General features: G+C 39.3%; 13 protein-coding genes. 2 read left to right on the top strand and 11 right to left on the bottom strand.

The genetic code is table 11. From position 1 onward, the window contains the following. Positions 1–173: 173 nt before the first annotated feature. Positions 174–1,514 carry a hypothetical protein gene (locus tag VXK47_RS18070; protein WP_435550183.1) on the top strand — a complete coding sequence of 447 codons (1,341 nt, stop codon included), beginning with the start codon at positions 174–176 and terminating at the stop codon, positions 1,512–1,514. A gap of 42 nt (positions 1,515–1,556) precedes the next feature. Here the strand turns inward: VXK47_RS18070 and VXK47_RS18075 are convergent, their stop codons facing one another. From VXK47_RS18075 to VXK47_RS18095, 5 genes are all read right to left on the bottom strand, one after another. Then, a complete protein-coding gene (locus tag VXK47_RS18075; protein WP_435550184.1) occupies positions 1,557–1,745 on the bottom strand; it encodes a PIN domain-containing protein in 189 nt (62 codons plus the stop codon). 17 nt (positions 1,746–1,762) lie between these two features. Beyond that, entirely contained in the window at positions 1,763–1,984 is a 222-nt protein-coding gene (locus VXK47_RS18080) for a PIN domain-containing protein (RefSeq protein ID WP_435550185.1), read from the bottom strand. Then, the gene (locus tag VXK47_RS18085) at positions 1,981–2,223 is read right to left on the bottom strand and encodes a DUF6364 family protein (RefSeq protein WP_435550186.1); all 243 of its coding nucleotides are present in this window, start codon (positions 2,221–2,223) and stop codon (positions 1,981–1,983) included. Before VXK47_RS18085 ends, VXK47_RS18080 begins: the two co-directional genes overlap by 4 nt. A 98-nt stretch (positions 2,224–2,321) precedes the next feature. Next, positions 2,322–3,317 (bottom strand): adenylate/guanylate cyclase domain-containing protein, encoded by a 996-nt coding sequence (locus tag VXK47_RS18090; protein WP_435550187.1) that lies wholly within the window; start codon positions 3,315–3,317, stop codon positions 2,322–2,324. After that, positions 3,310–4,257 (bottom strand): sensor histidine kinase, encoded by a 948-nt coding sequence (locus tag VXK47_RS18095; protein WP_435550188.1) that lies wholly within the window; start codon positions 4,255–4,257, stop codon positions 3,310–3,312. The genes VXK47_RS18090 and VXK47_RS18095 overlap by 8 nt, the downstream gene beginning before the upstream one ends. Positions 4,258–4,920: 663 nt before the next feature. Here VXK47_RS18095 and VXK47_RS18100 point away from each other — a divergent pair. Continuing rightward, positions 4,921–5,634 (top strand): vitamin K epoxide reductase family protein, encoded by a 714-nt coding sequence (locus VXK47_RS18100; RefSeq protein WP_435550189.1) that lies wholly within the window; start codon positions 4,921–4,923, stop codon positions 5,632–5,634. 100 nt (positions 5,635–5,734) lie between these two features. Here VXK47_RS18100 and rlmB read toward each other — a convergent pair whose 3' ends face one another. From rlmB to cobT, 6 genes are all read right to left on the bottom strand, one after another. Further along, positions 5,735–6,505, bottom strand: coding sequence for a 23S rRNA (guanosine(2251)-2'-O)-methyltransferase RlmB (gene rlmB, locus VXK47_RS18105; RefSeq protein ID WP_435550190.1), 771 nt, complete (start codon positions 6,503–6,505; stop codon positions 5,735–5,737). Between the two features lie 17 nt (positions 6,506–6,522). Next, entirely contained in the window at positions 6,523–6,993 is a 471-nt protein-coding gene (locus VXK47_RS18110; protein WP_435550191.1) for an HAD family hydrolase, read from the bottom strand. Between the two features lie 199 nt (positions 6,994–7,192). Beyond that, the gene (locus tag VXK47_RS18115) at positions 7,193–8,698 is read right to left on the bottom strand and encodes a B12-binding domain-containing radical SAM protein (protein ID WP_435550192.1); all 1,506 of its coding nucleotides are present in this window, start codon (positions 8,696–8,698) and stop codon (positions 7,193–7,195) included. After that, on the bottom strand, positions 8,698–10,035 hold the full coding sequence (locus VXK47_RS18120) for a radical SAM protein (protein ID WP_435550193.1): 1,338 nt from the start codon (positions 10,033–10,035) through the stop codon (positions 8,698–8,700). Before VXK47_RS18120 ends, VXK47_RS18115 begins: the two co-directional genes overlap by 1 nt. A 5-nt stretch (positions 10,036–10,040) precedes the next feature. Beyond that, positions 10,041–11,684, bottom strand: coding sequence for a DUF2284 domain-containing protein (locus tag VXK47_RS18125; protein ID WP_435550194.1), 1,644 nt, complete (start codon positions 11,682–11,684; stop codon positions 10,041–10,043). Continuing rightward, positions 11,671–12,732 carry a nicotinate-nucleotide--dimethylbenzimidazole phosphoribosyltransferase gene (gene cobT, locus VXK47_RS18130; RefSeq protein ID WP_435550195.1) on the bottom strand — a complete coding sequence of 354 codons (1,062 nt, stop codon included), beginning with the start codon at positions 12,730–12,732 and terminating at the stop codon, positions 11,671–11,673. The genes VXK47_RS18125 and cobT overlap by 14 nt, the downstream gene beginning before the upstream one ends. Between the last annotated feature and the right edge of the window lie 112 nt (positions 12,733–12,844).

Raw genomic sequence — 12,844 nt, forward strand, 5'->3', positions numbered from 1 at the left:
TAAGTTGGGCAAGGCCGTTATCGTTACCGGTTTAATGATCAGGGAGATGTTCGTAATCCCTGAACTGGCAAGACTCAGAACCGCTTGCCAATAAATTCTTTTGCCATTTTTGCAAGAACTTTACAATTAAGGGACTAAATATAAATAATGGGAAAATCATCTCAACAGGCATTGTGAATAAGGATACACCGTTTGAGGCGAAAAAGGTAATTGAGATCAATTTTGTTGGTTCGCCTCATAGTCCTGTTAAACGGCATCTTTTAGATACATTTGATGATGCGAATCTTCCGAATTGGGATAAAGACACCCAGATAGGCACACATGAAGTTTCCCCTGACAATGCGTTGCATGTGAAAACTTCAGCTTCTGCTTTTGGTTCAGGGACATGGGGTTTTCTGCAATTAAATACGGATTCCGGTGCTGTAAACATAGACCTCACTTCAGCCTGGAAGAATGCCGGGTACTGTCTCGCTTATGATTTGCAGGTAAAGATCAGTAATAGTGAGCCGCTTTATATGGCAGGATTGACTTTCAAAGTTGCAGGTAGTGGGGATGATAGAGAATTTTACGGGATATCATACTTAAAGACAAAGCAGAGAAAGTTGGGTGTGTTAGGACCATGGGAGCAAGCAGATGGTATCCCATCGGGGGTAGTGCCCGATAATGTGTTTATGGATCCGCCAATATGGGAAGGTTCCTGGCCGATATTATATCAGGTTCAATATTCGAAACCAGCGATTGTACTGTGGAAAAGATATCTTGACACTAATACGGGTGTATATGCTTTTACATGGCTTGCCTATAAACTTCTTGCAAGTACTGATTTTATAGTTGGCGAATCTGGGAATCTTATCCCATGGTCCAATCTTCAGATTCGTCTTATTGAAGCATATCCTCTTAATTTCACTACCGCAGGCACTTCAAACACCTCTCCTTTGTTGAGTGGCGCAATCGTTGTTGGACCCAACGGAAGTGCACGGATTAGCGGGACACCTGTCATAACATCCGGTAGCTGGGCAAGCAGTAATGTTATTGGAATTCTGACTTTAACAAATATCAGTGGAACATTTTCAAGCGGTGAAAATCTGAAGGTTAACGGAACAGTTCTTGCCAAAGCATCCGGGACTTTGGGAGGGAAGTCGAATTTTATAAGAGCTTATTATGGAGATGCGAACGCGACTAATCCTGACACATCAGATATTATTCCTAATATTCCTACGGATAACAACAGGAAAAGAAGCCTTCGCACTGAAATTCACTGGCCTGTGGACAATGTTAGTGACTGGAAGGCTGAAAATGACTATATGACTCTTGTGCAGTGGGACGGTGTGCAAGCGCCAGCTTTAAGGCTCGGAGGCAGTGGCGGTGATGCAAAAGAGGGTAGGGCCATAATTGAAGACGGCTCTCTGCTGACTCCAGACAGTGGTGTAATTGACTATTCAGGAATTGCACTCCACGCAACAGGCAGCTCAGCCGATTCCACGTATTTCGATGATTTTGCTGTTCAGTACTAAACAAACACTTTAAATGTGATTTTCGAATTGTTAAGCGTCTATTTACCCATCAATTGTTAATGATTCTATATAGTTAATAAATTCTCCCGGGCCGAATACCGGAAGTTTCGATTCTTTAAAATCTGATAAATTTCTAGTCACAATATATTTAGCTCCGGCATGACAAGCTGCTTCATGGAGGACAGCATCTTCGAAATCTTTAAATTTTGAGGCTACAGCATTTTCAAGCACCAGACGATTTACAGGAGCTATGACGAAAAGGGAGAGAGAGATCGTATATGACCGGAAGCAGCTTGAGCGCCAAGTGCTTTGGCGGCAAGATAATGAATAGTAGTAATAGTGGTAGCGCAGATATACCCTATAATTTCAGAATTTTCTACTTTGGATAACAAAAAAGACGCATCGTCGGAAAACGGCTCTCTGTCCAAAAGAACATCCAGAATGACGTTAGTGTCAAATAGGGTTTTCATAAATATTTTTCTTCTAAATATTTTTTATATTCTTTCTCCTCTACTTGCTTTCCCTTAAGCGAACCTTTGAGAGTTCTTACAGTTGGCGTGAGCGGATATTCCCTTTTTAGTTTTTCATTTTTGATGATTTCAAATAAATCGGCAACGATACGTGAAACGGATTTACCTGTTTTTGCGGAGTATTCTTTTGCTGACTCAATTAAGTTATCATCCATTCGCAGTGTCAATTTTGTATTCATAATCACCTCCTGAAACATTGACGTATTGTATATAAATATCAATACGCCACCAATACAGGAATGTCAACCCTTGCATAATAAATTTTAACTATGAACGTCTATAATACGCCGACAACATTATAGATAGAACCTTCCCCTTCCATGCTTTTAATATTCAAGCCTTCTATCAATTCAAACTTAAATGAATCTTTAACGGCTTGATATGTTTCATGGCAGATAAGAATTTGATCCTCTTTGGCGGTATGTTCAAGGTGTGCAGCAAAATTTACTGTTTGCCCTAGTGCGGTATATTCTTTCCTGATGGTCGATCCGAAAATTCCAACCATAGTTTCACCGGTGCTGATTCCGTAGCCAACAGGTATTCTCAGATTTTTATTATTTATTTTATTATTTATTTCAGCCATTTTATCCCGCATCTTAATTGCGCAGGAAACAGCTCTGTAGGCGTCATCTTCGTGAGATATCGGCGCTCCGAATATTCCCATAATACTGTCTCCGATGTGCTTATCAAGAGTGCCGTTATATTCGAAAATGATATTATCAAGAGGGTGAAAATAATGCATATTTAAGAGCTCAGATAGCTCAAGCGTGCTTATTCTTTTGGATAATCCGGAGAAATCCCTGATATCGGTAAAAATAACAGATACTTTCCGGTTTTGAGGGTTTAAGCCGTTGCCATACTTCTGAAGTTCTTCAAGCACTTGAAATGGCACAAATTGTTTTAATCTTTTTTTTATGTGGAATTCCTTGATTTTCATCTTGAGTATATTATTGTCAAAAGGTTTTGTCAGAAACCCGTCTATATCGGAATTAACGCTTTCAATAGCCCGCTCCAGAGTGGCATATCCGGTTAGGATTATTCTGGTAATCTCAGGATTTATTCTGCCGATTTGCTGAAGAGTCTCCAGGCCGTCTAATCCGGGCATTTTAAAATCCGATATTACAGTTTCTATTTCGTTGATTTGTTTTTTGACAATATCAATTCCTTCTGCTCCGCTTTCTGCCAAAAAAACTTCATAGCCATCTTTTTTCAGGACTTTCTGCAAAGCGATTCTTATACCCTCTTCATCATCAACGACCAAAATATTAATCATCTTTTCTTTCTCCTCTGGCCGGAAGTGCTATTACAAAGGTTGAGCCTTTACCTTTATTGCTGCTTACGGAGATAAGGCCCCCATGTTTTTTAATAATTTCGTGGGATATGTATAATCCTAACCCCGATCCCTTACCAACATCCTTTGTCGTAAAAAACGGTTTGAATATATCTTTGATAATTTCATTTGGAATTCCTTCTCCGGTATCACGGCACTCTATCTCGATACAATTTGTTTCTTTGTTATATCGTGTTTTCAGGTATATGAATCCTTTATCATCCGGCAGCGCCTGAAGGGCATTTTTTATTACATTAATAAATACCTGCCCAAGGTTTGCAAAATTGCCGTTAATTTCCGGTAAATTTTCATCAAAATCTTTTACAATTTCTATATTGCTTGAACTGTATTGATTGTGCAGAACTCTTAATGCATCATCAAGTATTTTATTGATATTGACATTTTCAGCATATGTCTGAGTCTGGCGGGACAGTCCTAAAACGCTTTTAACTATTGTTTCGGCCCGGTTCATCTCCCTGAGCGAAAATCTGAGGTCAGCAAGTATTTCATGATCAATATCTCTTTTATCTTTTATTTCATTAATTAGTTCGATATCGCTTTGAATAAGGCTTGCCGTACTTGAGAGGGGATTATTTAACTCATGCGCAATGCCTGCCACAAGCTGGCCGATTGCCGCAAGGCTTTCTGACTGTATCAATTGCTGCTGACTTTTTTCTTTTTCTTCAAGAGCTGCTTTACGGGTATTAATCAATGTCTGTGTAAAAAAACCGTATATAATAACAAAACTTACTATAAGTATTCGTGTAAATAAAAGACCGGATGCAAGAGAGTCAATAACCCAGTATAAAATTACCATCGCAAATGCAATTAATACCAATCCGTTTTTTTCTATTTGCGGAGATATGGTGTTTTTAAAATTCATTTTATTCATCTGCGATTAGATTAAAACTATGGTTACAGTAATGAATTACTGCAATCAATAGAATGGAAGGTACCAATGATATTCTCTATTTCTTATAAATGTTATAATTTCGAATAGCAACATAAAAAAATAATGTCACTTCCAATTCCCGGATTTTCAGGAATTCCTGATAAATTACTTCTTGATAATGTTTCCGGTATCTGATAAGTAACACAGTTAATAAATTAAAATGTAATTATCTATAATTTGTTTCTATCTTTAGTCTGCTATATATCTCATGAAATAGTTAAATTCGTTCGATTATAGCAGATAACTATATATTAATTTTATAAAAGGAATGGTATCAGTATCTACAACTAACTCAGCTTAACGAAGGACTCTTATCTAATAAAAACGTCTAATCAAACAAACATTTATCTGCCACCAGTTTGACCCGGCTTTTGATATACACGGTGTTTCTCAGTTCGTTTAATTTGGGGCTTCAGTGTTTTGGTTTTAATTCGTTCTGGCATTATGAAAAACAGCTTGAAATACTGATTTATGATATTACCTATAGATTTTGAAGTGTGAAATAGATTCATAGCTGATTACAAAATAATGTGTAAAACTCATAGCGCTGACTGTATTGACTACAGTTCAAATTAGGAAATGTGAAAGATATTTATGACTATAGCAGTTTCTCAAACCGGCAGAAAACAGACAATAAATACAAAATGGGCCGCAGCATTTATCTCTCTTTTGCTTATAGGTATTGTCAATTCCGGGTATCTTACATACCATCATCATTATATTAATATTATACAACCTACCACTAAAAGTTTCTGTGCAATAAATGAGACTTTTGACTGTGATAAGGTCGCCAAAAGCGATGCATCCCGATTTATGGGTATACCCGTTGCTACACTGGGTCTTTTTGCGCATCTGTTTGTTTTATTGTTTTTGCTTAATGCCCATATTTTTCGTATTAAGGCCTTAAAAGCAGCATATACATATATATCGCTTATGCTATTTATTATGGCTTTGTTTTGTGCCTATGAAGCTATTATATCGTTTGTGGTGCTCAAAGCTATATGCATAATGTGCTCAATATTATATATTATTGATGCTATTGTCCTGTATTTATGTGTTTATATTCTAAAAAAAAATAACGTTTTGATACTTAAAGAATTTTTTGGGAAAACCTCTCCGTTATTAGCCTGGAGAGTTTTAAAAACCTGGATAGTAGCGATATTTATGTCACTCTTTATAGCAGCTTATACTTCATTCGCTTTTGATTTCGGTACGCAAAAAAGATTCACAAATATGCGAAATAAGCAGATTATGGAGCGGATGATAAATGAAGATACGACAGATACATCATCTCACAGGATAGATTAATGATTGACGGTTTTTACAAAACTCCCAAGTCTGTCATTTTCTCAACATGTCCGGGTAAAAATCCGGTTTATAACTGCATTAAATCATAGTTCAATAGCTGCTATCGTATTTCGCTGTTTGATAAACGGCCTGTAAAATTTCGCTGTCTGAATACTTCATACATTGCCACAGCTCCGGCGGCAGAAGCATTAAGCGAACTGACTTCGCCCTTCTGTGGAATTGAGACCAGAAAATCACAATTTGCTTTAACCAGCTGGCGGATGCCTTTGCCTTCGCTTCCTATTACCAAAGCAATCGGGCCTTTCAGATCACAGCTAAAAACAGGCATATCCGCCATAGCATCCATTCCCACAACCCAGATGCCCCTGTCCTTCATTTCTTTTATAGAGCTGACCATATTTGTAACTTTTGAAAGAAAAATATGCTCAAGCGCACCTGCTGATGCTTTGGATACGGCCGGAGTAGGGGAGGCGGATCTGTCTTTTGTGATTACAATTCCGGATACTCCTGCGCATAAAGCGGTTCTTGCAAGAGCACCGAGATTTTGGGGATCAACCACTGTATCAAGCAATAAAAGAAAATCATAATTTTTCTGTGTTATGCTGTTTAAAATATCCTCAAACGCAATAAGGGGGTATTCGCTTACCTTAGCTGCGATATTCTGCTGGAAATCTGATCCTGTAATTTTTGTCAGATGGTCGGGTTTAACGGATATTAAGGGGATTTTTGCCGGTTCTGCAAGTTTGGATATATTTCTTAACAGTGTTGAATCTTTTTGCTTTGCAATATAGATTTCATATACTTTTCTTCTGCCTGCCCTGACGGCTTCAAATACAGGATGAATTCCATATAGAATTTCGCTTTTGTCCATTTCCAATCGGCTCTTCTCTAAACTCTTAAAGTTGCGATCAATCTTTTAGGATGCAAAAGAAGCTCAAGCGCTGATATTACGGATTTGCAGATAATATCGGCTGCTAAAACAGTTTGAGTGCATACTCCTTCTTCCTGAGCTACAGCTATACCCAAACCGGCTTCTTTTAACATCAGTTTATCATTTCTTCCGTTTCCTATACAGATGCAATTTTCTTTTCCAAGCTTTATAACATATTCCAGCTTTTGTTTATCCTGTTGATCAGAAGTAAGTATATGAAGATTTACGGGCAGATCTTTTATCTGTTGCTTTACGTTTCCGAATGTATCCGCAGTTAGAACATGAATTTTTATCAGATCGGATAATTCCGGCAAAACCGTTTTAACACTGTCATATAAGATGCCGTCAAAAGCAATGGTGCCGTTATAATCCAGAACGAGATGTTTTAATATTAAATCTTCAGAACCTGGAATTGATATCCGGATCAAACATACCTCCAAAACAATTTAAATATTTTTATATGAGCTTCAGCTCTCTTATTATATTTATAACCTCGGCGGGTTTTTCAGCAGTTCTCACAGCTTCTTTGTCAGCGTTTTGCCCTGCTCCTACCCCTACGATAAACCTGCGCATAAAAATTTACTCCGGCTTTTGATATATTCCATTGAGCCTGTTTATTTTATTGACTCATGCCTGACGGATTATGCATGAAAGAACTTCTTTTTCAATCACATCTTTTATCTGTGAAACAGGCGCAAGCAAAGTGCTTTTTGCTGCATCTGCAAGAAAACGTTTAAATAATTCTACCAGATAATCGTTTGTTTTAACAAGCTCGATATTTCTTGCGCCTTCTTTTTCGCATAAACGCCAATAAATGGAAGAATCCGGTCTCTCCATATTTTCCAGCACAAAAAGGCAAGCATGAACCATAAGATCGGACACCCATTTGACCCTTATATCCTGATAAGCTACTTCACCTTCAAAACCAAGCACCCCTGCTTTTTTCAGTCTGCCCTGTTTTTCAAACATCTGGTAGCCCGATGTCCCCATCAGCACCAACTGGCGATGCGAAAGCAGGTTTGCTGTTCTTTCCAGGCGATCAAGCAGATTATTTTTTTGCAGAAATTCAAAATTGTGTCTAAGGTCCTCAAGAGTGCTGTCCGGCACGAACATAAGAAATCCTACTTCAGGTTCAATTCCTGCATCACGGCATAATTTTATTGCCTTTTCGCCTGAATTGATGGATGCGCCCTTGTTTAGGTTTGTCAGCACAGAGCTTGAACCGCTTTCAATGCCGAGAAGAAGCGTCTTAAACCCGGAAGAAACCAGGCTTTCAAGTATATTCGGGTCAAGATCATTCGGCCTTGTTTCCATACCGAAACTTATATTTAAAGGCCGGATAAGCTCCATCAGCTTATTAATGCGCTCTTTTCCTTTCTTTCCGGGACCGATAAAATTAGGATCAACAAAATAAAAATCTCTGCATCCTTTGTCTGCAAGTGCGGATATTTCCTGATAAATATTTTCCGGATATCTTCCTCTCCACAACGCTCCGTCATTATAAAACGACGGCACAAGACAAAAGGCGCAGTGATTGTAGCATCCCCGGCTTGCAAGTATAGGGACGGTCTGATCATCCGTATTTGTTCTTTCAGGAAAATAAAATTTATCTATATTCTGTTCCGGGATGCGTTGCTTTGAAATTGTAATGCCGTGTTCAGTCCTAAGACAAAGCCCTGCTATACCGGCAAGGTTTTTATCTTTTGAAAGTGAGTCTGCAAGTTCTGTAAGAGTATTTTCACATTCACAGACTACCACAGAATCCACGGAAGCAATATTTTCAAGAATGGCTGCATGCGCCAGCGTTGGAAAAAAGCCGAACAGGGTAATATGGCCACAAAAACCGTCTTTCTTGAGATTAGCCAAAAGATCAAAAACCAGGCCTGTGTTTTCCCAGAAATATACGGCATTCACACAAAGCATATCAAAAGAAAGTTTTAGAATTTCCAGCCTTGTTTTTTCAAAATCCCACCCTGTTACGGTAGTATCCATTAAAACCACATCGTGTCCGGCTTTTCTTAAGCCGGAAGCAGCGTAGCCCCCCATAAGACATGACCACAAAGGAGTGCTGGCAATATCGTTAAATCTTTCTTTTGAACGGACTCTTGGATGCTCAAGAACGCATATATTCATTAAAACAATACCTTTTTTTTATCAATCTTTAATCTCGATAAAACACCTGCCTCATGGCATTTTGCTTCAAGCTCATGAAGCACATAGGAAGTATTTTGAGGGTTATGGTAAACAGGATACAAAAGGTCGATATCAGGATCAAGGAGACCGCTTTCTATAAGTTTGTTTGTCAGCCTTGCTCCGGGATATAAGCGTATAGTATTTAAAATCACGGCTCCAAGATTTTCGCAACCGGCATGTATATCAAGAATCTCATCCATCATTTCTTCCGCTTCCTCAATATGCTCTTTTGTCTCAAAAGGAAGGTTTACAAGAAAATGGCACATTGCAAGGATATTGTATTTTACTGTAATTTTTGATGCCCGAAGTATATCATCTTTTGTAAGCGCCTTTCCCAGAAGAGTTAAACCGTGAGATGTAAGTGCATCTGCTGAAAAATAACAGGCAACAAGTCCGGCTTTTTGCGCAAGATCTGCATTGTATTCGGTAAATGTGTCTTCTCTGAAAAAGCCGGTCCAGCTCGCGTCAAGGTTTCGCTTAATAACTTCTTTGCAGATGGCCTCAAAATGATCTGCCGGCCGGTTTAAAACAGGATCCGTGAAATGAAAAAGATTTATTCCAAATTCCTTATTAAGTCTTTCCATTTCATCTGCAATTATATCAGGACTGCGCAGCCTCATCCTGACCCCGCCTAAACGCGGATACAGGCAATAGCCGCATTTTAAGTCGCAGCCACGTTTGCCTTCAATCCCCATGGCCGCAACATAAAGATTGCCTTTTGTATAATCATTGGGGCAAAAACTTTTTGCATCAATATGAGGAATTTCATCCATTGATATAAAAGGCCCGTTCGGGTTTTGTATGATTTCTATTCCGTTTCGCCGGACAATTCCAGGTACGGATTGAATATCAGGAAAGCCTGACAATATTTTTGCAAAAGAAAGCTCACCTTCACCGCATAAACCAAAATCGATCTCAGGTATTTCTTCCATCAGGCGCTTTGCAAAAAGTGTGAAAGCAGGACCGCCTGCAATGATAACGGCACCTGGCACAATCAAACGGGCAAGTATGGCGGAAGTTTTAAGAGAAGAAAGATAAGATGTTTGCTGGCCTGCAAGAGGATCAATGTTTCTGAAAGACAAGGCAACGATATCAGGCTGTATTTTTTCAAGTTTTTCTTTTAATTCGGGCCAGGGATCGGCATACAGATTCATATCAAGGGCCGATTTATCAAAACCGGAAGGCACAAGGGCGGCCAGTCTTGAAATGCCAAGAGGATAAACACGTTCCTTTGCGCCAAGATGTGAAGTGGGAACCTGTACGAATAGTATTTTCACTGTAATTACTCCAGAAGCAAAAGGCCGATATATTTTACATAACGCCCTTTTTCCGATACCGGTTTAAGACGGATTCCTGCTGCTTTGCAAATTTCATATACATCTATTCCGGAAGCTTCCATGGAAGGGCGGGCCTTATCAGGATGACGGCAGATATTATCTTCGGGGCATTTTTTACAAACAGTACAAGGGCCTGCTCCGAATGAAAAAGCTTTATGGAATCCCGCCAGAAAAAGCCTTTTTTCAAGATTTAATAGTTTTTTATGAAATTTATTTCCGGGCGGCATATCTTCCACCAGCATGCACCATGAATAAGATTTAAGCATTTCTTCCGTTTCACTATAGTTGATACTATACGGCGGGCATTGCAGTTTTTTCCCGTATTCACTGCATCCGAACCTGCATTTTTGTCTTACCCATGAACCTGTTGCAATCTCTACTGCAGGAAGAATAACAGCGTTTTTAAATCCTTCATCAAAAGCTGCATATACCCATTCATTATGATTTGTCTTCTCATTTATATCAATGGCCGAATTGTATTGAAATTGATCTTGTGCAGCTAAAATAACTGAAGTATCTGTGCCAAGATCAATAACCTTAACATTGCAGAAACCGGCTTCTTCAAGCCAAACCTTTATGGTTGAGCTTTCATGGCAGGTTCCATTATAAGTGTTTAACATCATATTAAGATCATATAATGTCCCTTTTTGTGGGGAGCGTCCGCGCCGATCCGGAAAATAATCATGAATAAGTATAATACCTTCTGCTTCAAGAAGGCTTGCGGCTTTTTGGAATACTTCATGAGCCTCTTTATGACCATAAGCATGAAGAAAATTGCTCATCACAATAAGGCCAAATTTCTTGTCTCTGTCTAATTCATGAAGCCTGAAATCTCCCTCCATGGTTTCAAAATACTGCCAACTATCCTTACCGGGATAAAGTTTTCCTGCTGCTTTGATAACTTCAGGCAAATCAAATAGCACCGAAACCGGAAATTCATCCGGTTGCTTTTTTTTATCATTAATTTTTGAGTTAATTAATGCGCGACCCAGCGAACCTGCGCCGCCTCCGATATCAAGAAGAGGCAGACGCCACGAATAAGGATTAAGAAGACTTACGATTTCCTTGCTTTTTTGCTGTATCAACACATCGGCAGTCATAACATAATTAAGATTTCTTAATTCATACTCATCTTCTTCGGAAATAATCTCATTATCGTTTCCGATATTTTCACAATCTTTATTAACTGAAACTTTTTTCACAAGAGACTGCCACTGCGGCTGCATATATTTTCTATACAGAAAATAATCTCCCATATAGGAAGGTTTCCCTGGCACAAGAAACATACTTGCTGTCTGACTGTTAAACCATAAGCTCTTATCATGACATACAAGCGCCAGCTTTTCCATGGCTTTTAGCAAGCGTCGCAGTTCTTCTTTGCCACACGATGCGGCCATGGCAAGATTATCAAGAGATGAAATTCCTTTTTCAAGAAAATCAAACAGACCAAGCTTTATTGCCGCAAAAAGTATTTCGGAATACCAGTAGGCAGTAGACAGATCTTCAAGATACTGAAAATCCTCATAAGCAAAGTCGGCATTTAAAAACGGCAAATCAGGCTTTTTTTCAGAACTTTTATATCTGGGCATTTTTTATTGCAACTTCTTCAAAGGTCTTTATATCTGCCAGAATGCGGGTTGAAGCATCGAGTAATTCCATTGCAGCAGCAGCGCCGGTTCCTTCACCCAGACGAAATTTTAAATCAAGCAAAGGTTCTATGCCAAGGATTTCATGCATATAACCATGCCCTGCCTCAACAGAACGGTGGCTTGCAAAAAGATATTCTTTTGCCAAAGGAGCAAGACTGCATGCAATCAAAGCTCCGGCTGTTGATATTAAACCGTCACACACTATAGGTATGCCCCTGGCGGCAGCACCAAGAACAAGACCGGCAAGACCGCCGATTTCAAAACCGCCCACTTTACAAAGTATATCAATGGCGTCTTTGGGATCAGGCTTGTTTACTTTTATTGCTCTTTTGATGACTTCTATCTTGTTTTTAAGAGCCTTATCATCAATTCCGGTTCCCCGGCCTGTAAGCTTTTCCACATCAATACCTGAAATAGCAGCAATAACGGCAGTAGAAGGAGTGGTATTTCCTATGCCCATATCGCCGGTACCCAGAATATCAACAGTGCCTTCTTTGAAAAGCTCATCTACCATATCAATACCGGCTTCAATGGAACTAACTGCCTCCTGTCTTGACATTGCAGGGCCAACAGCTATGTTCGATGTGCCTTTTCGGATTTTTTTATGAAAAATGGGAAGGTCACTCTCAAAATCATGGTTAACTCCAAGATCAGCAACCTTTACCTCTGCGCCGGCATGACGGGCCAAAACATTGATTGAAGCGCCTCCGTTAACAAAATTATACACCATCTGAGGTGTAACTTCCTGAGGAAAAAGGCTAACACCTTCCGCCACAACTCCATGATCTCCGGCACATGTAACTATTACTTTTCTTTTCAATCTTACATCAATTGTCTTTGCAATGCCTGCAAGCCTTGCCGATAAATTTTCCAGAACACCAAGACTTCCTGCCGGACGGGCCTGTTGAGCCAGGCGCTCAAGAGCAGTTTCGTAAAATGGTGCGTCCGGAGGAAAAATAGCGTTTATTGTTTTATCGAGTTTGTCCATAGCATTATGCCTTTTGGTTGTTTCGAAAAAGGGTTCAAGGGTTCAAGGACTCCAGGGTTCAAGTGTTTATTAAGAATCTTGCTTGAATCCTCTAACCATCATACAATGTTAA

Source organism: Desulfobacterium sp. N47, from assembly GCF_051233685.1.
GTDB lineage: Bacteria > Desulfobacterota > Desulfobacteria > Desulfobacterales > RPRI01 > RPRI01.